We start from the raw sequence: 23,300 nt of genomic DNA on the forward strand, positions 1-23,300 counted from the left end.
TTATGCTGCGCTCGCTTTGTGCGCCTCGGCAGCTTTCTCATGGGCACGGTGCAGCACCGCCTGGGCATCCTCGGTCAAGGCATACAAAGCGCTGTGCAAGCCGCCCTGCAGCCACCGGCTCAGCTTGAATGCGCCCTCCTCATCGGCACCCACCAGCAGCGCCGCTATCGCACTCATGCCATACAAGCGTGTGTTGATCGCTTGGGCTTCGCACTCGGTCAGTGCCAGGTCTTCCGTCAAACCGCTGGCCCTGCGGCGCCTGCAAATGTCGTGAATGTCCAAAGGCGGCTCGCCCTGGCCTGCGATGGCCTGGAGGGCATCGGCATGGGCGGTATCCAGGCGGGAGGTATCCGAGCTGGCATCCGCATACGCGGCGGTTGTGGCCGTGCTGTTCATGAGGACGCCTCCATCAGCCACAGGTTGCGGCGTGCAGGCAGTGGGCGTACAGCCAAGTTCCGCGCGTGGTGCGCGTCGGCATGCCGTTGGATGTGGGCGGTTTCGCCTAGGGGGGAGGTGGGCGCAGAGATGCGCGCGGGGAAGGACTGAGTCATGAGGGATTCCAGGTTGTTCGGAAAGCCGCAGACGCTGCGAAACAGAGACCACGGCTTACGTCGCAGAGGATTCAACGGGAGACCAATCCCGGCTGCGCTTTACCGGCGCAGCGCCATGACTGTAGCACGGCAGAAATGGCATGGCTTAGCCAGGTCTGCATGTAGCGGCTGGGCGTTTTTGGTCATGCCTGTGCACCCTTGCCTTGGGCCAGCGCCAGCAGATGGATGGCCAGGTCGCGCAGGCTCGATCGGGAAGCGGCATGGTGCCGGTGGGCGCAGCCGTCCACCTTACACCTTTGTGTAAATTTTGTCATTAAATGTGATTTTTGTTTTAAAATTGCTTTTTTCGATGGGCCTCACCCTTCGCGCATAGCCGCTGGCGCCCGCCAGCCCCGTGTTGGTGATGCCGCTTTTAACCGGATCCGGCGCCTCGCTGGTTCGGCCACCCCACCCCTTTGGCACCTATTGACGATCGCTCGCCTGCCTCGGCGCGAGCGGGTTTTTTTCGCCCACATCGATACACATAAACGATCAGCACCGGGTGCTCTCTTTTTAATAATTTATGCGTTCTATCAGAAAAGTTTGCCAGGCTTCGTCCCTGGCCTGCGTTGCAGCGCTGGGCCTGAGCAATGCCCAAGCCAGTGAATTGACCCTCTACATTTCCCAGCCCGTGCGCAACGCAGCCCTCAACGCAGCCGTGCCCGAGGGCGCGCTGCCCTGGTCAGACACTTACGGCGAGTCGTACACCATCGAGACCTTCAACGGCGAGACGCTGGGCGCGAAAACGTCCGGCAACTGGGCCATCGGAACGTACGAGGTGGGCACCGGCGGCAACACCAATGTGGCCGCTGCCAATGTATATGGCGGCGCAGGCACCGGTACGGCAGTGGGCAGCGGGGGTTCCAACTTTCTCAATGCAGGGACGACCGGCAACCCGTTAGGTGTCACGGTCACGTTGACCAACCCGGCGCGCTATGTCGGCTTCTGGTGGTCGGCAGGCTCGAACGGCAACAACGTCGAGTTGCTCGATGAGAACGACAACGTGTTGACGGCGATGACCACCGACGGTCTGATGGCGTTTTTGAATTCGCCCTCCAACCGCACGATGAAGGCATTGGACGGTACCACCACCTACAGCCGCGCCCAGTACAACGGCAATCCCTTTATCGAGGGCAACAACGGTGAGCCCTATGTCTATCTGAACTATGTGCTGAAGGACACCACGGCATTCGGCTCCACGACGATCAAGAAGATCCGTTTCTGGGGGGCGGGCTTTGAGCTGGACAACATCGCAGTGCGGGCAGAAAAGCTGCCCGGTCTGCCAGCTGAAACGGGGCTGCCGCCCAGCTGGGTGCCGACCGAGATCAAGAATGTTTTTGCCGATCCGCCGGCCACCGCCGACGACAACGCGAGCACGCGCATCAACACGCCCTCTGCGCCATTGGACCTGACCGCCAACGATCCCCATGCGCCAGCGGGCAGCTCGGTGACGCCACAGGCGTCGTCTGCCCACGGCGGCACGATTGCGGCCGATCCCGCCCATCCTGGCCAGTTCATCTATACGCCTGCCCCGGGTTTTGTCGGCACCGACACCTTCAGCTACCAGGTGTGCCTGGCGGCGCCCGACCAGACCAAATGCGCGACGTCGCTGGTCACGATGACGGTCACGGCCCCGGATCTGGCCATCGACCTGAGCGGCATCGTGGCGACGGCGACCGTGGGTGTGCCGTACCAGGGGCAATTCAGCTGCACGAACCGGGGCAATGCGGATGCGCTGTCCGACACCACCTGCACCATCGGCGCGCTGCCAGAGGGTCTCCAGGTTCAGGCTTGCACGCTGAGCCCCGACAACAGCGCCTGGACCGCTGGCAACCCGATAGCGCAAGGCGCGGTGGTGACCTGCACGGTGGGCGGCACACCGGCCAATGTGAAGAAAACGACGACCACCACCGGCACGACCGGCACCACCGGCGACAGCGACCTGCGCAACAACCTGGCGAGCCAGGACATCACGGTCTTGGGCGCCCCAGCCATCGCCATCGACCTGGGCGGTTTGCCAGCCACCGGCACCATCGGCACGCCCTACAAGGGCAGCTTTACCTGCAGCAACCAGGGCAGTGCCGACCAGCCCGATGCGGCTTGCACGGTATCGGGCCTGCCAGCCGGCATCCGCCAAGGCGCCTGCACCATCGTGACGCCAGCGGTACCCGCAGCCAGCAGCTGGACATCGCCCTCTGCGATCCCCGAAGGCGCGGTGGTGACCTGCCCCGTGGAAGGCAAACCGACCGAAGCCGGAACGTCATTGGTCAGCGGCTCGGGCCTGACGAGCAAGGCGAGCCGGGACATCACCATCACGGCCGTCCCCGTGCCCACCCCGGTTCCATCGCTGTCCATGTGGGCGCTGATGCTGCTGGCCGCCTGCCTGGGCCTTACCGGCATCGGACGCGCACGCAAGCAGCGCTGATCCGCGCGCCGCTGCCAGAGAAACGCCAGTCAGTGCAACGCTGACTGGCGTTTTTTTGCGCGCTATGGGCTGGCTGCGCTGCGCACGTCAGGCCGTTCACTGCGAGCCCCTTCCACCTGGCAAGAAACCGGGCGGACAACGCGATGCACGGGGTATTGCAAAAAAGCAAAGCTTTTTCAGATAAACCAAATACAACATCGACGGGCTCCAACAGCGGGCCACAAGCGTCGTTGAACGCCCGCTGCAGCGCGCCCTTGAAAAACGCACCTGGACGCCGATCCCGGAACACGCGGCGGCTCACCCCGCTCAGGCTGAACCGTCGCCAGGGGCGCCATCCCGGTTGTCCTCGGCGGGCGGCTGGGCAGCAGCGCTGCGGTGCCAGGCCACACGGTACTGCTTGGGTGACTTCTGCCAGAACTTCTTGAACTCGGTCGAGAAATTGGCCGAGTTCGGGTAGCCCACCTCGGTCGCGATATCGGCAACGCCCAGCGTGGTTTGCTCCAGCATGCGCGCCGCCCGGGTCATGCGCTCGTTGCGGATGAACTCGAACACGGTGATGCCATCGACCGCTTCAAACACCATGTTCAAGCGGTGCATCGACAAGCCCAGCGTCGCCGCGACACCGCTGCCTTTGAGCGCCGAATCACTGATACGGCTCAGGATGAATTCCGTCGCAATCTGCCTGATGGTCAGATTGGCGGGCAGCAGCTCCGACACCGGCTGCGGCGCGGTGGGGCTGGCACCGCGCAAAGCCGCCGCACGTTTTTGCGCCAACGTGATGTGGATGTGAATGCGCTCCTGGACTTCCTCGACATAGTAGGGCTTGAGGATGTAATCCACCGCCCCGGCCCTGAGCCCCATGACCCGGTCGTTTTCTTCATAAAGCGATGACAGAAAAATAAGGGGTATGTGGGCGGTCGCGGGGTTTTCCTTCAGCGTGCGGGCGACTTTGAGGCCCTGGCGCTCCGGCAATCGCAGATCCAACACGATCAGATCCGGCAGCTGGTACTGCGCACGGCTATAGGCCTGGTTTTCATGCTCCAGCACCGTGATGTCATAAGGAATACTGCGAAGCGCCGCGACCAAAGGGCGGAGCTGCTGCAAATCACGGTCAACGATCAGTACATGGGGTATTTTGCCCGCGCTATTACTCATATATGTTTTTACAGAACCATGGCTACAACTGCAGCCATCCTCTGAAATGAATATCTGAGTTTCCAACCCCTGCGCTAGATTCGAATCCGTCCCATTTCAGCGCCATGCGATGGCGCATACAAAACCGGTTCGGCACAGAATATCCACCACCTTTTCAGCAGATGGCCGATTAATCATGGCGGTCTAAATAGCGAAAACGACGAAAGCGAGGCGAGTGCACACCGGCGAGCCATGCACTGGCGGGAGGGGGTGGCTGACCGGCAAACCAGAAGAGGTGCAGCGATTCGCGGTCAATATAGGGGGAGTCAGGCCACTAACATTACTATTTTAAAAATTACAATCAGAGACAGTCACCCATCGAATAATTAAATAGCAATTATCAAAAATGCGGCAAGAAACCAAATTAATTTAGATTTAAACAAAAAAACATTTTAGATTTCACTGCTAGATTGGGATGCGTTTATGCATAACCAAACGCCCCATAGAAATTTCAAATGATCACCTTTCAGTGATTGTGTGGATTGTTATGGGCGCGGACTTTCCTTTTGTTTGTCCTGGCGATGGAGTTTTATAGATGAGAACAATGAATAAACAAACTGCATTTTTTGCGGTGACGGTGGTGGCGCTGGGCGCTGCCAGCAGTGTGCAGGCGGCCACGCTGGCCTGCGGCACGCCATTGCGGATCAGCACCGCCAATGTGGCGAACTGGTCCACCGATGCACGCTATGTGAGTGCTCCCACTGGCGCACCCGCAACCATCCGCGATGACTACAAATGGAACGGCTGGTTTGATCCCGCCACCCAGACGCATGGAGCCAGCTCCGGCTCGCTCAATGGCCAGCCGTTTGCGGGCAAGTGGTTGTCCTTTGGTGATTCTTCGTTTGTGGATGGCGCTGCCAACGGTGGCAATACCGGCAGTGGCACCTATCCGGCCGTGATTACCAACGGCGATACCGACAACGGAGCGTGGGTTGCGGGCCGCGTGACCTTTATCTACAACGAGCCCATCAATATCGCCAGCAACGTGAACCTGTCCACTATTCGTATCCGGGGTGCGGGCGGCTTTGACGACAATACGCAGTTGGTGGTGCGCCCTGCCACCCCGCCATCAGGCGCCACCGACTGGCTGAGAATGCAGAACCTGGGCGGCTCCTACGCTGCGCCAGGGATCGTGAATGAGGATGGCAGCCAGGTAGGCCTGGGCTTTTACTACGGCGACAACACCCTTGGTTTTGCGGTACAGAATACTTTTTCGGCCCCCACCACTTCGCAAGGCAATCCCACCGGTCTGATGGCCGATATTGAGATCACCGCCGATTGCGCGGCCGAACCCGCTCCTCAGCCCACCACCATTCTGGCCTGCCCCGCAGGCAGCCAGGCCGGCGATGAAGTGCGCGTGGGCCCGTTCACCACCAATGCACGCGACTGGAAATGGCTCTGGCGCACGAACGCGGCGGGTACCGCGGTGGAGAATGTCGAGCAGCCCTTGTTCGATAACTACAGTTGGGCAGGTGCCTATGTCAATCCGGCTTCGCTGCCGGCGGGTCAGGAAACCAATGCACGTTGGATCAGCCCTGGCACGACCTCCCCGAGTGCAAGCGATATTCCTGGCGTGCCCTACCCTGCAGCGTCTGGTCAGTCCAAATCTGGGTTCCACGCTTCTGTCTTCGTGATGAACCAGCCCGTGACCGTGGGTAGCAACGTGGATCTGGCATCCATCAAGGTAGATGGCCGGTTCGGGTTTGACAACTATGGCAATTCCATCTTTGTGCAACCTGCAGGAGGAGCGCCCGTCTTTGATAATTCGGGTCTGTACCTGCCTAACGGCTGGACCTCACTCCAAACGGCCACAACCCCTGCCATTCCAGGCTTCGCGCGCGGCCAGAACACCATTGGGTTGATGTTGGATGGCGGGGAAGCTACCAATGACTGTGCCAATGGCGGCTGCGCGATGGCTGCGATTGCCGACTTCTATGTAACCGCTGCCTGCACCGGCGAGCCACCGAGCGCGGACCTGTCCATTACCAACACCAGTGCCTCCACCAGCGTGGCCCCCGGTGCGACGGTGACCTACACCATCACTGCAAGCAATGCCGGCCCGACGGATGCCACCGGTGCCACGGTGACCGCCACGCTGCCAGCCGCATTGACCGGCGCCACGTGGACCTGCGCCGGCGCGGGCGGCGGCACCTGCGCCGCATCGGGCAGCGGCAATATCAGCGACACGGTGAACCTGCCGGTGGGCGCCACCGTGACCTACACGGTGACCGCCAAGGTGGCTGCCACTGCATCGGGTTCGCTGACCAGCACTGCCAGCATTGCCGCCCCCGCAGGCGTCGATGACCCCACCCCCGCCAACAACAGCGCGACCGCCAGCAGCGTGGTGGCCACGCCGGGCGCTGCGACGCCCGTGCCGGCCCTCGATCTGGCCGCGTTGGCGCTGCTGGGCAGCCTGAGCGCAGGTATCGGCGCCTTCGCGCTGCGCCGCCGCCAACGCGGACAGTGACCACGCTGATGTACGGGCCGGCCAGCCCGTAATGCCGGCCGCGAACCGCTTCCTTCGGGAGGCGGTTCTTTTTTTATACTCGCCGGTGGTGGGCCAACTCTGGCCCCGGAAAGGCAAACCATGCAGCGCAACGGCCAGGCCGTCGTCGGGTCTCCGATCGCCGATGTGATTTTTGAAGACAAACGGGTATTGCTGCTGCTGGACGATGGCCGCCAACTGGCCGCACCGCTGTCCTGGGTGGGGCCCAAGGTAGTCGCGATGAACGCGCGAGAACGGTCGCAATGGGTGGCTACTGCAGACCGGCGCGGCGTCAACTGGCCCGGCGCCGGCCAGACCTCTGCCGATGGCGCGCTCCATGTCTGGATGCTGGAGCAGGATGCACTGTTTGAAGCAGCGCTGGCGGAGCTGAAGGCCTTGGACTGGAGGACAGACCAGCTCCCTCACCGCAGCCGGGCGCTGGTGGCGTTGTGGCGCCTGGTGGCCGATGGCTATAACGGCGGGCTGCTGCAGTTTCTGGGCAACTGGGGCATCGCGGAGATGGAGGTGGCGCTGGCCGCACTGGCGGAGATTCAGGCCAGCGCGACGCTGGACGTGGTGACGGAGTTCTGGCGGCTGGTGGGCCCCATCGCTCAGTCCGAAGAGGTCCACAGCATCGACGATGTGTACCGTGCCGTGGCCGGTGCGCTGTCAGAGCGGATCGAGGAACTGGACGAACAGTTCTGGGAAGCGGCTGAGGAGCTGGTCAAACGGGTGCCGGAATTTTTTGGGCCCGCGCCGTCGGCTGCCTGATTCGCGACCAAGCACAAACCCACAGCCCTCAACGTGAAGTGAGGGCTGCTGTGCGCCTGGGCGCTACTTGTCGTTGTTGGCGCTCAGGTTGTCCAGCAGGTCATCGAGCGACTTGAATTCGATGGTTTCCACACCGTCGTCCTCGTCGATGGAGATATCTTCCAGCGCCAGTTCTTCGCACAGCTGCGCGCGTACCCAGCACTGCGGAAACTGCTTGGGCGCGACAAAGGACAGCAGCACGGCATCGGCGAACACGGCCACCGAATGCAGGCTCAGGTCATCGCGCAGGTCGGTAGGCTCTTCGACCTCGTCTTCTTCCACGGCCTCTTCCACCTCCACCGCAATATCGTTGATCAGCCGCTTCCAGTCGTCGGCCGGCATGGCCAGAAAACGCTGGGTATTGGCGATCAGGGCCTCCACATCCATCTCGGGGTTGTCGGCCAACTCCGGGTCGACATTGACAGGGATATCGGCACCGGCCGCCTGGAAGTGCACGCTGCCAACCACAAAGCCGTCGTCGGCCTGCACGTCGTTGAGCAGCTGGCTCGCTGCCATGGCGTCACGAAGATGGGCAATCTGGTTCATGGGGGCCGTCCTTGCGTTGGAGTGAAGGGCCATCATAAGCGGCTGCTGGCGATGTAGCCACCGTGACCGTGAATGACTGTCATCCGGCGAACTGGCATCGGCCGCAAGGCCGCTATCTGGATCTCGTTCCTGGGCGTGGCGCCGTTTGCGCTGGCCCTGTCCTATGTGGGCCTGGTGTGGACCGCTGTGCTCGCCATCGCCATCGGCCTGGTGATGTCGTCGGCCTTTGCCGCGCTGGTGGTCTAAGCGCAAGAGGCCTTGCCCAGCCCCATCAGCCTGCCGTGGCAGCCGCGGGGCTGCAGCGAGTTTGCACATCGGCTTCTGGCTGCCGCCTGCGGAATCGCATGGATACCGGCAGGATCAAAAGTCGGCATGACGCCAAGATGCCCCTCGACAGCTTGGCCCATGGACCAATGGCGACCAGCGCCAAATGGCGGCCTCCCTGCCGCATACAGTCCCCGCAGAAGCGTTCCTCCGCCCCTTTCGTCCCAGGGTAATCCCCCAAATACAACAAAAAGTTGCAAACGCAATAACTGATGAATACGATTGAGAATGATTCTTGTTTGATTTTTATAACATCGTCACTCTCATGTCACACACCAAGCAACGCAGACTCCAACCCAACCGGATCGTGATGGCTCTGATGGCGGCAGCCGCCACAGCCAGCGCATCTGCCCAACAAACCCAGCCCACGCACCAAGGGCAAGAGGCAGGCACCACCGCAGAGACCACCGCCAGCCCATCGGTCAACCTGCCCCAGGTAACCGTGCGCGACCGCTATGAGCGCGAAGACCTGCCCGCGCTGGCCCCCGGCCGCAAGGCGGCCAAGGGTGCGCGGCTGGGCATTCTGGGGGCGACCTCGATCATGGAGGCACCGGTCCATGTCAATGCCTATACCCGCGAGCTGGCCGAGGACTGGTCGGCGCTGTCGCTGCAGGATGTGCTGGAGAATGATGCGGCGGTGGTCTTCACGACCAACAAGGGCCATTTGCTGCAGAACTTCAACCTGCGCGGGCTGGATGTGACGGCGATGGACATAGCGACCAATGGGCTCTACGGCATTGCGCCAGCCAACTCGGTGCCGATCGAGATGTTTGAGCGGGTCGAGGTGATGCGCGGCCCCAATGTGCTGCTGTCTGGCATGCCGCCGCTGGCCAGCGTGGCAGGCTCGGTCAATATGGTGACCAAGCGCGCACTGGCCCAGCCGATTGCCGACTTGACCGCCACCTATGTCTCCGATTCCTACTACCAGCTGCATGCCGATGTGGGCAAGCGCTTTGGGCCGGAGCAGCGCCTGGGCCTGCGTTTCAATGGCGTTTACGGATCGGGCGATATGGGTGCAGAGGACGAAAGGCAGAAACGCAATGTCGGTGCGCTGGGCCTCGATTACCTGGGCGATAACTACCGCCTCTATGTGGATGTGTACAACAGCGTCAACAAGATCGACGGTGGCAGCCCCGGCATGTTCAGCTTTCTGGGCAGTGCGGCCATCCCTGGTGTGGGTTACCTGCTGCCGCCGCCCGATGGCGATGTGAACCTGTTCAAGGGCACGCATGGCAAGTACGACAACAGCGGCTTGCTGGCGCGGGCGGAGTTCGATTTCAACAAAACCTGGCAAGGCTATGTGGCGGCCGGCGGCTCGGAGGCCGAAGGCCAGGGCCTGCTGTTTGGCACGCGCGCCATCGTGACCGGCGCTGACGGCACCACGCGCGGCGCGATCTACAACGTACACACCAAGTCGGAGCGCCGCACCGCCGAGGCGGGCGTCATCGGCAAGTTCGGCACCGGCAGCATGCAGCACCGCCTGCAGCTGTCCTTCAACATCCTCAAGCACAAGGAAGGCACGGTCAACACCGCCTGCAACTACTGCTACACCACCAATATGTACCGGCCAACCGAGCCGGCCTTCCCGGCCGCGCCAACCTGGAAGGACTACACGACGGAGAACGAATTCCGATCGTTCGCGATTGCCGACACGATGGGCTTCTGGGAAGAAAAACTGCTGCTGACCCTGGGCCTGCGCCACCAGACGGTGAAGACCCCGCTGGTCAATGGCGTTGCCTCCAACTACAGCGAAAACCGCGTCTCGCCGATGGTGGCCGCCGTGGTGCGCCCCTGGGGTGACCACATCGCGCTGTTCGCCAACTACACCGAAGGCCTGGAGCCCGGCCGCACCGTGGGCGCGGGCTATGCGAATACCGGTGACACGCTGGCCCCCATGCAGACCAAGCAGGGCGAAGTGGGGGTGAAGCTGCAGGCGGGCGAGACCACGCACACCGTCAGCGCATTCCAGATCAAGAAGCCGTCGATCGTGACGAACAGCGCCAACTTCCAGGTGCTCGATGGCGAGCAGCGCTTGCGCGGCCTGGAATGGAGCGCCTTTGGCAAGCTGAGCGAGACGGTGGCCTTGCTGGGCGGAGTGGAGTACATCCAATCCAAACAGATCAACACCGGGCTGGAGAACTACGGCGTGCCCAAGCTGCGCACCCGCATCGGGCTGGACTGGGACACCCCCGTGCAAGGCCTGTCGGTGGGCGGGCGCCTCTTCCACACCGGCTCGCAATGGGCCGATTCGGGCAACCGCCTCAAGGTGCCATCGTGGAACCGCATCGATGCGATGGCCCGCTATGCCACCAAGTTCGGATCAACGCCTGTGCGCTTCAACGCCAGTGTGGAGAACCTGACCAACAAGAACTACTGGATCGGTATGTTCAACGATGGCTTTGTGATGCCCGGGGCGCCGCGCACCTACCGCCTGTCGGCCACCGTGTCGTTCTGATCACCACCAAGGCTCTGGCTATGGCCAGGGCCCACCAACACCACAGCCCGCTGGCACGTGCATGCCAGCGGGCTGTTTTTATCAGGGGCGTGAAGCGCTTTACTTCGTCAGGATCAGCTTGCCCAGCTTGGTGGCCTGCAGGGTGTAGACCGAGCCGTTGTGGGCAATCTGCACGGTCTTGTGGCCGGCCAGCAGGCTGGCACTGTCCACGCTGCGCACCTGCAGGTTGGCATCGTTCAGCGGCCGGGGCTGCAGCGCGATGGTCAGGGGCTCGGCAGCATGGGACCCGGCCTCGCAGGCAGCGGGCGTATCCGCGGCGTCCTGCGGCTGTAGCACAGCGGGGCGGCGGAGTTGCAAGGTACGGCGGACGCTGGTGGCGGCATGCAGAGTGGTCATGGTGGCGCTTATGGCGGGTTGGAAGGTGGTCAGGCACATTACTGGGAGCGAGTCTAGCATCAAATGAGATTGATTATCATTTATAACCATGCCAACGAAGCAGTTTGAGGTCTGTCCCACCCTCTTCGGCACGACCCTGCAGCCCGCTGCGCCGAATCTTGCGGATCACAGGGTCTGCCGTAGACCGACGCCGAACTTGCGTTCCACCGCCATGCGCCTATGGAATCAGGTAAAGATGCTCAGGTGCCTGACCTTCGCTGCTCCACCAAGGCAAGCGTATGAATTCCTGCAAAGTCGAACTGATCTAACAGCTCATGGAGCAAGGTGGCGAATTGGGATGCGGCAATCTCCTTGGCATGGCGTTCCATCCAGTTTTCTATGTCCGTCAGACGTCCGTGAAGCGCATAGCTGGCCAGTTCCTCGAGCGATTCATTGCCTAAGTGGTCCTTGATATCAGTGGGGCTGAGAGGTCTCGTTTCTGCGGCATGTGCAGGGAACGGATAGGTCGGTTGAGGGGTACAGAAGCGGGCGTCAGGCCGGTAAGAACCAGTGCTGGAGACAGGAACGCGAAGGTTGAAGGAGAACCTGCAACCATGGCCGGGACTACTCTCGACGCTCAGAGTCCCTCCCATTTCTGAAACGATGCGCTGGGCAATAAATAGCCCCAGCCCGGTGCTATTGCTAGTGGCCTGGATTTGTTGAAAAGCTCCAAAGATATCGACCCCTTGTGTGAGATCGATTCCTGGGCCGGTATCACTGACAGCGAAGTAAAGCCTGCAATACCCACTGGCAGTTTCGGAGGTGACCGATAGCGTCACGGCCCCATCATGCGTGAATTTAGCGGCATTCGATAGTAAATTCAGGAGCACCTGTTGCAAACGATTGCCGTCCATTTGGACTGCTATCGGAAGGCCTGGAAATGGTTCATAGTGGTAGCTATTGCGCTGTTGAGAGCACAACGCCAATGCATATTCCGAAATCTCGTTTAATAGACGCGGCAAATCCGTAGGTATGGGTTTGAGATGTAGCGGCTGCAGCTCTACCTTTGAGAATACCTGCAGTTCATCGACCAAGCCGAGCTGGTAATCAATACTGCGTTGGATGGACAGCAGCGACTTTCGCTGCTCATCGTTGGCATCCTTGAGGAGCATCGCTGTATAGCCAGATATCGTGGCCAGCGGAGCTCGTAAATCGTGGCTGATAAAACCAATCGTTTCCGTTTTTTGCTGGCTCTTCTTTTTTTCTTCAGAGATATATTTTTCTTGTAGCAAGTGGGCGCCATTGATCATCAAGCATATAGCTGTTAGGGGCACCACCGCAGAAAAAACGAAAATATAAGATATCTGGATAATTGAAAAAGCAACGGGGCTACTTGGAACCAGATGGGGAATAAATAAGGTGCTGAAGCGGATTAAATATACTAGAAACTCTATACCCAACGATGCCGACAAAAGCCGGTTTGTAAATGATTTGCTACCATACCGGACGACAGTATAAAATTGAATAAAAACAAAAATCGCCAAGAAGAAAGTGAAACATTTCAACCGACTCGGGTAGTGGGGATCTATACGGAAAAAATAGAAACCCAACACTTCAGATGCCAGGGTGCAGGGTACTATCAGCAACCACAGCGACGATTGGTTGTAGAATTTTCTAATACCGATAGTTTGTATAGCCACTCCCAGCGTTAAAAAATAGTTTCCCAATGAAAAAACAGAGTGGTCATTAAAAAAATTTGCGTAAAGAAAAAGCGCGAACGTTACGATGAAAAATCCTAATGCATAAATACCTATTTTCTTGATTCCGATCGGCCGAACGGAAAAAAGCAATGGAACAAGCACCAAGGATGAAACGAATGCGGATACTGCAAAAAATAGCTTGTGATTGATGACGATCATTTTGAGTTCATCGTTATTTTTGGAATTGCAATACCATAGGTCATGACCCCTTTCACATGCCTATTCGATATCACAATGATTTGGATTGACCACACTACTTAAGTCGGCGCGCAGTAATTACACAGTAGGAGCCTGACTTTGGCAAAAGCTACCAATGCTAACGCTTCATGCAATGTATTTCTTACTCGGTTTCCCTCGGTCGCTAGGGTCAGACTGCGGATTGATAAGTGATGGCTATTGGCACAGAGCGACTACCACCGCTCCAATATCGTCCAAATGCAGCTCAAATCCCGCTGCACCGCCCCGCAGCACCTGGCATGGACTACGATAGCGGCACTTTCAGCCACCTTCCCCACCAGCCCGTGCAAGCCAGCAACCGACCGTCCAAGATCCAAGATGTAGCCCGCGCTGCGGGTGTGTCTGCGATGACGGTGTCGCGGGCCATCAACCACCCCGAGCGGCTCAACCCGGAGACCTTGCAGCGTGTGCGCGATGCCATCGCCAGCATGCGCTATGTGCCCAATGCGCAGCCCATGGCCTGGGCATGATCCTGGGGCCCTTGGTGGGCACCCTGGTCTATGACCTGCACCCCGGCGCGCCTTATTGCTGGTGGCGGTGCTGCTGGTGTTGGTAGCGCTGTGGCCGACGGATGCGCCGGAGTCGGCGCTGGAGGCGGGGCGGGTGGGCTAAACCGTCCCTGCGTTTGAGACTCCGGCTGGATAGCGGTAAAGCAGCTAGAGGTAATCGCTTTCCAGCTGGTGCCGGATGGCACCGATGATCACCGTGGTTGCATCGTGGATCTCGAAAAGCGCTACGTAGCCAGCGCCACCAAAAGCGATGACTAACTCGCGCAAAAACGCGCTAGACCCGGCTTTGCGACAGCTGAACGGACTGTGCTCCAGGAAGCGGCAGGAGCGCCTGATTGCGTCAAGCGCACGTGCAGGTGTATCCAGGTCTCCTGTCGCACTGGCCAGCTCCCGCTCCAGGATGTGGTCAAACAAGCGTTCCAGATCTTCTGCCGCTTCCGGGCTGAATATCACCTGGTACTGGCTCATGCGCGTTGCTTGGCTGCTGCGAGTTTGGCCTCCAGCTTGGCGATCACGCTGTCGGCAGGGATGCCGCTGCCTGCCGCAACCGTGCTCTGAATCGATGCGAGACCGCGCCGCATGAACTCCGATTGGACTTGCCGGCGCTTGACCTCATTGCGGACAGCTGTTTCTACCAGCGAGGCCAGGCTTTCGTTGGTCTCCAGAGAACGCTCCATTTCCTGACGGAACGAAGGTTCTACGCGGACGGGTGGGATGGTAGCGGTTTTCATCGGCAAATTGTATTGCATTTGTGATTCAGACCACAAGCCTGAGAAACCAGATCGCTGTAGGCATTGGGGGACTCTGGCCCGCTAAACGCGAGAGGAATCCCGCTGCACCGCCCCACACCACCTGGCATGGACTACGATAGCGGCACTTTCAGCCACCTTCCCCACCAGCCCGTGCAAGCCAGCAACCGACCGTCCAAGATCCAAGATGTAGCCCGCGCTGCGGGTGTGTCTGCGATGACGGTGTCGCGGGCCATCAACCACCCCGAGCGGCTCAACCCGGAGACCTTGCAGCGTGTGCGCGATGCCATCGCCAGCATGCGCTATGTGCCCAATGCGCTGGCCAGCGGGCTGCGGCTGTCGCGGGCGCGGCTGGTGGCGGCCTTGCTGCCGACCTTGGTGGGGCCTGTGTTTCAGGAGCTGATCCAGTCGCTGGACCATGCGCTGAACCAGCACGGCTACCAGCTGATGATTGGCCGCACCGGCTATGACGCCGCGCAGGAGGCGGACCTGATCCGGGCCATCATCCAGCGCCGGCCCGATGGCATTGTGATGATCGGCATGGCGGCATCCGAAGAAGGCCGGGCGCTGCTGCAGGCCTCGCGCATTCCGGTAGTGGAGACCTGGGATTTGACCGATTCGGCGATCGACATGCTGGTGGGCTTTTCGCACAGCGCCATTGGCCACGCGGTGGCGGCGCATTTCATCGCCAACGGGCACCGGCAGCTGGGTATGGTCAGCGGTGATGATGCGCGTGCCCGGGTGCGCGTGGCCGCCTATGCACAAGCGGCGCAAGCGGCCGGCCTGCCCGAGGTGACGGTGGCCTACACCCCGGCGCCCAGCACCTTGGGTGGCGGCCGGCGAGGACTGGCCGAGATCCTGGCCGAGCGCCCCGAAGTGACCGCCGTTTTCTGCAGCTCGGACACCCTCGCTTTGGGCGCCTTGGTCGAGGCGCAGCACCAGGGCCTGCAGGTGCCGCAGCAGCTGGCCGTGGTCGGACTGGGCGACCAGGAGTTTGCCAAGGACACCGACCCGCCGCTCACCACCGTGCGGCTGGATGGCACGCGCATTGGCCAGCTGGCCGCCGACATGATCGTCGCCCGCACCCTGGACCAGCCGGTGGATGCGCCGCGTGTCGATATCGGCTTTTCCATCACCCAGCGCAGCAGCGGCTAGACAGCTCCCCGACACAATTCCCTGCCCCGCCCCACTGGCGATTTCGGGTAATTACTGATTTCTCAGCCAAAGTTAACGTTAACAATACGACAAATTTCAATGTTAACGTTAACTATACGAAGCGAACCATCGCTCAGCCAGATTTCAGCAACGCCTTGAAAGCAGGAGACAAACATGACCACCACCCCCACCACCGGATGGAGAAAAATAGCGGCACTCGTCTGCGCCAGCGCTGCGGCCCTGGCCGCCAGCCCGAGCGCCTGGGCCTGGCCGGACAAGCCGATCACCATCATCGTGCCCTTCCCCGCAGGCGGCGCGACCGACACGGTGGCGCGCGCGATTGGCAACAACCTGGGCCAGCAATGGGGCCAGTCGGTGGTGGTGGAAAACAAGGCCGGAGCCACCGGCAGCATTGGCGCCGCGCAGGTGGTGCGCGCCCCGGCCGATGGCTATACCTTGCTGGTCTCGTCCTTGGCACCGCTGGTCGTCGCGCCCCATCTGATCAAGGGCCTGCCCTATGACCCGACGCGCGACTTCAGCTACATCACCGTGGCGGTACAAACGGCCAATGTACTGGTGGTCAACCCCAGTCTGGCGCCCAAGGTCAACAACGTGCAGGACGTCATCGCGATGCTCAAGGCCAAGCCCGACACGGTCAGTTTTGCGACCTCGGGCGCGGGCTCGTCGGACCATCTGACCGCCGAGCTGTTCTGGCAGAAGACGGGCACCAAGGGCCTGCATGTGCCCTACAAGGGCGGCGCGCCGGCCACCGCCGATCTGCTGGGCAGCCAGGTGGACATGTCGTTCCAGAACGTGAACAGCGTGTTCCCGCACATCAAGTCGGGCAAGCTCAAGGCGATTGCGGTGACGGGCAACAAGCGCTCGGCCGTGCTGCCCGATGTGCCGACAATGGCCGAGGCCGGCATCGATGGCATGGACGTCTATGCCTGGCAGGCCTTTGCCGCCCCCAAGAACCTGCCGGCCGATGTCAAGGCCAAGCTCTACGACGGCATTGTCAAAGCGCTGCATGACCCTGCCGTCAGCAAGCAGTTCACCGACATGGGCCTGGAAGTGGTCGGCAACAGCCCCGAGGTCTTCACCGAGTTTCAACGCAAGGAGTTTGCGCGTTGGAAGCAGGTGATCACCACCGGCAACATCACCGCACAATAAACACGGAACTGCCCCCGCAGTGGGCCAGCCCATCCGCCCGCTGCGCAACTCCCAACTTTTCATCTTTGCCCACCATGCAAGCCACCCCCACCGCCTCCCCCAGCTCCACCCCCCGCATCACCGGCTACCGCGTGGTGCCCGTGGCCGGGCATGACAGCATGCTGCTCAACCTGAGCGGCGCCCATGCGCCGTTCTTCACCCGCAACCTGCTGATCCTGACCGACAGCGAAGGGCACACGGGGGTGGGCGAGGTGCCCGGTGGCGAGAGCATTCGCAACACCTTGGAAGATGCACGCGAGCTGATCCTGGGCCAGCCGGTGGGCCACTACAACGCGATGCTGAACGCGATGCGCAGCAACTTTGCGAACCGCGACAGCGCTGGCCGTGGCTTGCAGACCTTTGACCTGCGCACCACCATCCATGCGGTGACCGCTGCCGAATCTGCCTTGCTGGACCTGCTGGGCCAGCATCTGGGCGTGCCGGTGGCAGCGCTGCTGGGCGAAGGCGTGCAGCGCACCTCGGTGCAGATGCTGGGCTATTTGTTTTACGTGGGTGACCGCAACCTGACCGATCTGCCCTACCAGAGCTTTCCCGACGAGGCCGACGACTGGAAGCGCCTGCGCCATGAAAAAGCCATGGACCCGCAGGCCATCGTGCGGCTGGCCGAAGCCGCCTATGCACGCTATGGCTTTGAAGACTTCAAGCTCAAGGGTGGCGTGCTGCGCGGTGAGGACGAGGTCGAGGCGATCCGCGCGCTGCACGAGCGCTTTCCAAAGGCCCGCATCACCCTGGACCCCAATGGCGGCTGGTTGCTCAAGGATGCGGTGCGCATCACCCGCGATCTGCACGGCATCCTCGCCTATGCCGAAGACCCCTGCGGTGCCGAAGAAGGTTTCTCCGGCCGCGAGGTGATGGCCGAGTTCCGCCGTGCGACCGGTCTGCCGACGGCGACCAATATGGTTGCCACCGACTGGCGCCAGATGGCGCATTCGCTGTCGCTGCAATCGGTCGATATTCCGCTGGCCGACCCGCATTTCTGGACCCTGTCGGGCTCGGTACGCGTGGCCCAGCTCTGCCAGGCCTTTGGGCTGACCTGGGGCTCGCATTCGAACAACCATTTCGATGTGTCGCTGGCCATGTTCACCCATGTGGGCGCGGCCGCGCCCGGCAAGGTCACCGCCATCGACACGCACTGGATCTGGCAGGACGGCCAGGGCCTCACCAAGCAACCGCTGCAGATCAACGGCGGCTACATCGCGCTGCCGCAAAAGGGCGGCCTGGGCATCGAGCTGGACATGGATGCCGTCGAACGCGCGCACCAGCTCTACCTGCAGCATGGCCTGGGCGCGCGCGATGATGCGATCGCGATGCAGTACCTGGTGCCCAACTGGCGCTTTGACAACAAGCGCCCTTGCATGGTGCGCTGAGCCGCTGCGGCAATCCCCTGTTCGGCAGGCAGCACGGGGGACGCGCCACGGGCATCCGCGCTGGACTCAGGGGTGCCAGTGGCTGGCCCGGACCAGGCTTGCCGAAGGCCCCGCATTGCCTGCCAATTCGTAGGAGATCTGGTTGGCGGCCGCGATGACGGTCTTGGACATTTCCTCCAGCTTGTGCTGCGGCAGGCGCGATGCAGGACCGGACACACAGACGGAGCCCAGCAGCCGCCAGTGCTTGCCGAACACCGGCGCGGAAATGGTGGCCACACCCTGCTCGCGCTCGCCAATCGACCAGTGGTAACCGCGCTGGCGTATCGCTTCGTACAGATCCCCCGGCTCGCCGGAGAACGCCAGAATCACCCGCCCGGGAGACCCTTTGTCCAACGGCAGGCCCTCGCCCATGCGCGCATGGTGGCGCAAGGCCTGCGGGCCTTCGACCCGCACCAGGCAGGTGCGTACATTGCCTTCGCGCACATAGAAGGCAGCGCTCTCGTCGCTCGCCATCGTCAATGCGCGCAGCGCCGGCTCCAGCACGTTCTGCACATCAAAACCGGCCTGGTAGCGCGCGCCCAGCCAGCCCGCTGCCGGGCCCAGGCGCCAGTCGCCATCGTCGCGCTGCACCAGGTAGCCCGCCTGCGCCAAGGTGCGTGCAATGCGCAGCGCCGTGGTCTTGTGCAGGCCGCAGCGCCGGCTCATCTCGGCCAGTGGCAGATGGGATTCGCCCAACGCAAAGGCGTCTATCAATTGCATGGCACGCAGCACCGCCGTGACGGTGCTGGTGGACGATGCGCCCTCTTCTGGCACGGCCTCGGCAGGAGCCGGTTCAGGCACTGGCGGGGGCGCAGCAACGGGCGCGGTTGAGGCCCTGGAACGGCGGCTTTTGGGGCGCGGAGAAGGGTTGCTCATCGTGCAATGTGTTTCATTGGTTGAAACGGCATTGTATCCCTTGAAACTTTTTTTTAAAGTGGCGCACCGATTGGTCATCGAGGCTTTGAACAGGTTTTGAACCAAAAGGAATAAATCAACAGAACGATACGGAGACAAGGTATGACGATCACGACACGAGCGATTTCGATCTCGGCGCGCCTGGGCAGCCTGGTGCTGGGTACGGCAGTGCTGGCGGCAGCATCCACCTGCGCCTACGCCCAAAGCAACTACCCGGCCAAGCCGATTCGTTTGCTGGTGCCCTTTCCGCCCGGCGGCGGCACCGACATGATCGCGCGCGCCGTCGCCCAAAAGATCACCGAGAAAAACGGCTGGAGCATCGTCGTCGACAACCGGCCCGGCGCCGGTGGCAACCTGGGGGTGGATGCCGCCGCCAAGGCCGCCCCCGATGGCTACACGCTGGTGATGGGCCAAACCAGCAACCTGGCCATCAACCCGGCGCTGTACAAGAAGCTGCCCTACGACCCGCTGAAGAACCTGACCCCGGTCGCCCTCGTCTCCTCGTCGCCAATCCTGATGGTCAGCGGCGCCGGCACCTCGCTGCATACGATTGCCGAAGTGCTGAAGGCCGCCAAGGCCAAGCCCGATACCGTCACCGTCGGCTACTCCGGCAATGGCACCGTCGCCCACCTGGCCGTCACCCAGGTTGAGCAAGCCGTGGGCATCAAACTGCGCCATGTCCCCTACAAAGGCATTGCCCAGGCCATCACCGATCTGTCGGGCGGGCAGATCGACCTCTTTGTCGGATCGATCCCATCGCTCATCGGCCAAGTGCGCAACGACAAGCTCCAGCCCTTGGTGGTCACCTCCAGGCAGCGCTCGGGCGAGCTGCCCTCCACCCCGACGATGGCCGAATCCGGCAGCGCGGGCTTTGAGGCCATTACCTGGTTCGGCATCCTGGCCCCTGCCGGCACGCCTGACGCCGTGGTGCAAAAGCTGAACCAGGCCATCAATGCCGCGCTGGCCGAGCCGGATGTCAAGGAAAAGCTGCGCTCCGAAGGCGGCGACATCCTGGGCGGCAGCTCGGAAGACTTCGGCAAGCTGATGCGCGCCGAAGTACCCCGCTGGGCCAAGATCGTCAAGGACTCGGGCGCCAGCCTGAACTAAGACTGCCGCACAGCCGGTCCGCACCACCGTCCCCTCCAACCTATCCGCTGAGAGACCGCGCCATGCATTGCGCCAGCTTGGCTGTGCCCGTCCGTTTCTCGGCGGGCAGCACAGCGCCCTGCCCCCAAGCGCTGGGTGCTCTGCAAAACGCCGGCTCCGCCAACGCAGTGCATGCCATCCACCACGGAAAGACCCATGCGGCGCCCAGCGCCAGCCCAACCCCTTTTTTCTCCATCCCTCCCAACGGACCCACACCATGAGCCAACTTCCCGACATCATCCGTGACATCGAGCGCGTCAGCGCCGACGTCGTTGCCAAGGCCGGCAGCTTCCAGGCCGCCATTCTGGCCGACGTGGCCGGCCGCCGCGGCACCATGCATGCGCGGGTCGCACCGGTGCAGCACAACATGCAAGTCGCCGGCCCGGCCTTCACGGTCGAAGTGCGCCCCGGTGACAACCTGATGATCCACGCCGCCATTGCGCTGGCCCAACCCGGCGACGTGCTGGTGATCGATGGCAAGGGCGACCAGACGGCCGCGCTGATGGGCACCTTGATGCTCAGCGCCTGCAAGAAGCGGGGCCTGGCCGGCGTCATCGTCGACGGCGCCATCCGCGACAAGCTCGAGATCCTGGAGCTGGACTTCCCGGTGTTCAGCGCCGGTTTCAACCCCGCCGGCCCCACCAAGTTTGTGCCTGGCCGCATCAACCACCCCATCTCGGCCGGCGGCACCACCGTCAACCCCGGTGACCTGGTCGTCGGCGACGCCGATGGCGTGGTCGTGATCGAGCGCGCCAAGGCGCCTGCGATGCTGGCTCTGGCCGACAAGAAGGTCGCCGATGAAGCCGCCCGCATTGACGCAATTGCCCGTGGCGACACCGCATCTAAATGGCTGCCCGCTGCACTGCGTGCGGCCGGCGTGCTCAAGGAAGGAGAATCGCTGTGAACCCCCGCATCATCGTGACTGGCGCCGATCTGGCGCAGCAAGCGCTGGACCTGCTCGGCGGCTACGAGATCATCTACGCCGGTAAAACGCCGACCGAAGAGGACCTGGTCGCACTGGCCAAACAGCATGACCCGGTCGCCATCATCGTGCGCTACGGCAAGGTCGGCGCAGCGGTGATGGACGCGGCGCCGTCGCTCAAGGTCATCTCCAAGCACGGCAGCGGCACCGACACCATCGACAAAGTCGCGGCCAAGGCGCGCGGCATTGAAGTCGTAGCCGCCGTGGGCGCCAATGCTGCGGCCGTGGCCGAGCAGGCTTTGGCGCTGCTGCTGGCCTGCGCCAAGTCGGTCGTCGCGCTGGATGCCCGCATGCATGCCGGCCACTGGGACAAGGCCACGCACAAGAGCCTGGAGCTGGGTGGCCGCACCGTCGGCCTCGTGGGCCTGGGCGCCATCGGCCTGCGCTTTGCCAAGATGGCCGATGCGCTGGGCATGCGCGTGATCGGTTTTGACCCCTTTGCCAAGAACCTGCCGGCCTATGTGCAGAGCGTGGACCTGGAGACGATCTGGCGCGAGGCCGATGCGATCTCGCTGCACTGCCCGCTGACCGGCGAGAACCGGGGCATGCTCAACGCCACCACGTTGGCGCAGTGCAAGCGCGGCGTCATCGTCGTCAACACCGCGCGTGGTGGCCTGATCGACGAGGCCGCCTTGCTAGATGCCGTGCGCGCCGGCCAGGTAATGGCTGCGGGCCTGGACAGCTTTGCGGTGGAGCCGATGGCCGCCGGCCATCCTTTCCAGCGCGAGCCGCGTTTTATCCTCAGCCCCCACATCGGCGGTGTGACCAGCGATGCCTACGTGAACATGGGCGTGGGCGCCGCCCAGAACCTGCTGGCGGTGCTGGCCAAGGCGCCCGCCACGGCTTGAAGCGCTGGCGGGAGCACGGGCAAGCCAGCGTTGCTTGCCCGTAGCAAAGCGGGCCGGGCATGCACCCGGCCCCAGCAAATACCAAGAGGCCGCATGCATGCGGCCCGCTACCGAACCCCTGAGCCACACAGGAGACAACCATGAAGCAGGTTTTTAACCGCCGCTGGCAGATAGCGCTAGCGGCCAAGGCGCTGGCGGCCGTCGCCGTCACAGCAGGCATTGCCGCTGCGCTGCCCGCTCAAGCGCAGAGCCAATGGCCCGACAAGCCCATCAAGCTCGTCGTGCCCTACCCGCCCGGCGGCAATGCCGACAACACCGCGCGCCTGTTGGCCACCCAGCTGGGCAACCGGCTGGGCCAGCAGGTAATAGTAGACAACCGCCCCGGCGGCAGCGGCACCATTGGCGCGGCGGCCGTGGCCAAGTCTGCGCCCGATGGCTATACGCTGCTGCTCGATGCGACGGCCTTCACCGTCAACCCCAGCCTGTTCGCCAAACTGCCCTACCAGCCGGCCAAGGATTTCGCACCCATCTCGCTGATCAACCAGGTGCCCTTGCTGCTGGTGGTGCCCGCCAACTCGGCACTCCATTCGGTGGCCGACCTGGGCCGCGCCGCGCAGGCCGCGCCGGGCAAGCTCAGCTATGCCTCGGCCGGCAACGGCGGCGCGCAGCATCTGGCCGCCGAGCTGTACAAGCAAGGCGCCAAGCTGGAGATGACGCATATCCCCTATCGCGGCGGCGCACCGGCGCTGACCGACCTGATCGGTGGCCAGGTGGATGCGATGTTCAGCGCCACCACGGCCAGCGGCCCCTTTGTCAAAGGCGGCAAACTGCGCGCGCTGGCGATCACCTCGGCCCAGCGCAGCGAAGGCTGGGAGCAACTGCCGACGATGGCCGAATCCGGCCTGGCAGGCTTTGAGGTGAACGAGTGGAACGGCCTGTTCGCCCCGGCTGGCACGCCCCAACCAGTGCTGCAGCGGCTGGAGGCGGAAACCCGTGCCATCGTGGCCAGCCCCGAGATGCAGAAACGCTTCGCCGAACTGGGGGTACAAGGCGTAGGCTCCAGCGCGCAGGCATTCACGAGCTTTGTGCAGGCCGAGACCGCCAAATGGGCCGGTGTGGTCCGCGCCAGCGGCATTCGCATGGATTGAGAAAGAGACAA

At 62.3% G+C, this 23,300-nt stretch carries 21 protein-coding genes and 1 pseudogene; 14 read left to right on the forward strand and 8 right to left on the reverse strand.

Features of this window, described 5'->3' with window-relative positions; all coding sequences use genetic code 11:
- Positions 1–396: a hypothetical protein gene (locus AB7A72_RS01040; protein WP_369458748.1), complete on the reverse strand. Its 396-nt coding sequence runs from the start codon at positions 394–396 to the stop codon at positions 1–3.
- Positions 397–1,221: 825 nt separating this feature from the next.
- Between AB7A72_RS01040 and AB7A72_RS01045 the strand changes: the two genes are divergently transcribed.
- Positions 1,222–3,015 (forward strand): IPTL-CTERM sorting domain-containing protein, encoded by a 1,794-nt coding sequence (locus AB7A72_RS01045; RefSeq protein ID WP_369458749.1) that lies wholly within the window; start codon positions 1,222–1,224, stop codon positions 3,013–3,015.
- A gap of 306 nt (positions 3,016–3,321) precedes the next feature.
- Here the strand turns inward: AB7A72_RS01045 and AB7A72_RS01050 are convergent, their stop codons facing one another.
- Positions 3,322–4,170 (reverse strand): response regulator transcription factor, encoded by an 849-nt coding sequence (locus AB7A72_RS01050; protein WP_369458750.1) that lies wholly within the window; start codon positions 4,168–4,170, stop codon positions 3,322–3,324.
- A 583-nt stretch (positions 4,171–4,753) separates the two neighbouring features.
- Between AB7A72_RS01050 and AB7A72_RS01055 the strand changes: the two genes are divergently transcribed.
- Positions 4,754–6,676 carry a DUF11 domain-containing protein gene (locus tag AB7A72_RS01055; RefSeq protein ID WP_369458751.1) on the forward strand — a complete coding sequence of 641 codons (1,923 nt, stop codon included), beginning with the start codon at positions 4,754–4,756 and terminating at the stop codon, positions 6,674–6,676.
- Positions 6,677–6,796: 120 nt separating this feature from the next.
- Positions 6,797–7,465, forward strand: a complete 669-nt coding sequence (locus AB7A72_RS01060; protein WP_369458752.1) for a DMP19 family protein — start codon at positions 6,797–6,799, stop codon at positions 7,463–7,465.
- A gap of 63 nt (positions 7,466–7,528) precedes the next feature.
- On the opposite strand, the gene AB7A72_RS01065 is transcribed toward AB7A72_RS01060, so the two are convergent.
- Positions 7,529–8,050: a hypothetical protein gene (locus tag AB7A72_RS01065; protein WP_369458753.1), complete on the reverse strand. Its 522-nt coding sequence runs from the start codon at positions 8,048–8,050 to the stop codon at positions 7,529–7,531.
- A gap of 96 nt (positions 8,051–8,146) precedes the next feature.
- Here AB7A72_RS01065 and AB7A72_RS01070 point away from each other — a divergent pair.
- Together AB7A72_RS01070 and AB7A72_RS01075 are read left to right on the forward strand one after the other, a co-directional pair.
- Positions 8,147–8,293 (forward strand): annotated as a pseudogene (locus tag AB7A72_RS01070) (MFS transporter); the annotation flags it as partial.
- A gap of 346 nt (positions 8,294–8,639) precedes the next feature.
- On the forward strand, positions 8,640–10,829 hold the full coding sequence (locus tag AB7A72_RS01075; RefSeq protein WP_369458755.1) for a TonB-dependent receptor: 2,190 nt from the start codon (positions 8,640–8,642) through the stop codon (positions 10,827–10,829).
- Between the two features lie 99 nt (positions 10,830–10,928).
- Here the strand turns inward: AB7A72_RS01075 and hemP are convergent, their stop codons facing one another.
- Positions 10,929–11,225, reverse strand: coding sequence for a hemin uptake protein HemP (gene hemP, locus AB7A72_RS01080; protein ID WP_369458756.1), 297 nt, complete (start codon positions 11,223–11,225; stop codon positions 10,929–10,931).
- A gap of 239 nt (positions 11,226–11,464) precedes the next feature.
- Positions 11,465–13,123 (reverse strand): ATP-binding protein, encoded by a 1,659-nt coding sequence (locus tag AB7A72_RS01085; protein WP_369458757.1) that lies wholly within the window; start codon positions 13,121–13,123, stop codon positions 11,465–11,467.
- A gap of 317 nt (positions 13,124–13,440) precedes the next feature.
- Between AB7A72_RS01085 and AB7A72_RS01090 the strand changes: the two genes are divergently transcribed.
- On the forward strand, positions 13,441–13,671 hold the full coding sequence (locus AB7A72_RS01090) for a LacI family DNA-binding transcriptional regulator (protein WP_369458758.1): 231 nt from the start codon (positions 13,441–13,443) through the stop codon (positions 13,669–13,671).
- A gap of 186 nt (positions 13,672–13,857) precedes the next feature.
- Here AB7A72_RS01090 and AB7A72_RS01095 read toward each other — a convergent pair whose 3' ends face one another.
- On the reverse strand, positions 13,858–14,178 hold the full coding sequence (locus tag AB7A72_RS01095; protein ID WP_369458759.1) for a type II toxin-antitoxin system RelE/ParE family toxin: 321 nt from the start codon (positions 14,176–14,178) through the stop codon (positions 13,858–13,860).
- Positions 14,175–14,459 carry a YlcI/YnfO family protein gene (locus AB7A72_RS01100; protein ID WP_313329512.1) on the reverse strand — a complete coding sequence of 95 codons (285 nt, stop codon included), beginning with the start codon at positions 14,457–14,459 and terminating at the stop codon, positions 14,175–14,177. The genes AB7A72_RS01095 and AB7A72_RS01100 overlap by 4 nt, the downstream gene beginning before the upstream one ends.
- A gap of 108 nt (positions 14,460–14,567) precedes the next feature.
- On the opposite strand from AB7A72_RS01100, the gene AB7A72_RS01105 reads away from it, so the two are divergent.
- The 3 genes from AB7A72_RS01105 to gudD all read left to right on the forward strand — a co-directional run bounded on the left by AB7A72_RS01105 (position 14,568) and on the right by gudD (position 18,211).
- Positions 14,568–15,614: a LacI family DNA-binding transcriptional regulator gene (locus tag AB7A72_RS01105; RefSeq protein WP_369458760.1), complete on the forward strand. Its 1,047-nt coding sequence runs from the start codon at positions 14,568–14,570 to the stop codon at positions 15,612–15,614.
- Between the two features lie 174 nt (positions 15,615–15,788).
- Complete coding sequence (locus AB7A72_RS01110) at positions 15,789–16,784, forward strand: Bug family tripartite tricarboxylate transporter substrate binding protein (protein ID WP_239811466.1); 996 nt, start codon at positions 15,789–15,791, stop codon at positions 16,782–16,784.
- Between the two features lie 74 nt (positions 16,785–16,858).
- The gene (gene gudD / locus AB7A72_RS01115; protein WP_312834608.1) at positions 16,859–18,211 is read left to right on the forward strand and encodes a glucarate dehydratase; all 1,353 of its coding nucleotides are present in this window, start codon (positions 16,859–16,861) and stop codon (positions 18,209–18,211) included.
- A gap of 66 nt (positions 18,212–18,277) precedes the next feature.
- On the opposite strand, the gene AB7A72_RS01120 is transcribed toward gudD, so the two are convergent.
- Complete coding sequence (locus AB7A72_RS01120) at positions 18,278–18,970, reverse strand: IclR family transcriptional regulator (RefSeq protein ID WP_369458762.1); 693 nt, start codon at positions 18,968–18,970, stop codon at positions 18,278–18,280.
- Between AB7A72_RS01120 and AB7A72_RS01125 the strand changes: the two genes are divergently transcribed.
- The 5 genes from AB7A72_RS01125 (at position 18,969) to AB7A72_RS01145 (ending at position 23,289) form a co-directional block, all read left to right on the forward strand.
- Complete coding sequence (locus AB7A72_RS01125) at positions 18,969–19,226, forward strand: hypothetical protein (protein WP_369458763.1); 258 nt, start codon at positions 18,969–18,971, stop codon at positions 19,224–19,226. The genes AB7A72_RS01120 and AB7A72_RS01125 overlap by 2 nt on opposite strands.
- 41 nt (positions 19,227–19,267) lie before the next feature.
- Positions 19,268–20,272 carry a Bug family tripartite tricarboxylate transporter substrate binding protein gene (locus AB7A72_RS01130; RefSeq protein ID WP_239811464.1) on the forward strand — a complete coding sequence of 335 codons (1,005 nt, stop codon included), beginning with the start codon at positions 19,268–19,270 and terminating at the stop codon, positions 20,270–20,272.
- Positions 20,273–20,528: 256 nt separating this feature from the next.
- Positions 20,529–21,215, forward strand: a complete 687-nt coding sequence (locus tag AB7A72_RS01135) for an RraA family protein (RefSeq protein WP_369458764.1) — start codon at positions 20,529–20,531, stop codon at positions 21,213–21,215.
- Positions 21,212–22,141, forward strand: a complete 930-nt coding sequence (locus AB7A72_RS01140) for an NAD(P)-dependent oxidoreductase (protein ID WP_369458765.1) — start codon at positions 21,212–21,214, stop codon at positions 22,139–22,141. The genes AB7A72_RS01135 and AB7A72_RS01140 overlap by 4 nt, the downstream gene beginning before the upstream one ends.
- A 140-nt stretch (positions 22,142–22,281) precedes the next feature.
- Complete coding sequence (locus AB7A72_RS01145; RefSeq protein WP_369458766.1) at positions 22,282–23,289, forward strand: tripartite tricarboxylate transporter substrate binding protein; 1,008 nt, start codon at positions 22,282–22,284, stop codon at positions 23,287–23,289.
- Positions 23,290–23,300 lie beyond the last annotated feature (11 nt).

This window comes from Comamonas sediminis, assembly GCF_041107495.1.
Taxonomy (GTDB): Bacteria; Pseudomonadota; Gammaproteobacteria; order Burkholderiales; family Burkholderiaceae_C; genus Comamonas; species Comamonas sediminis.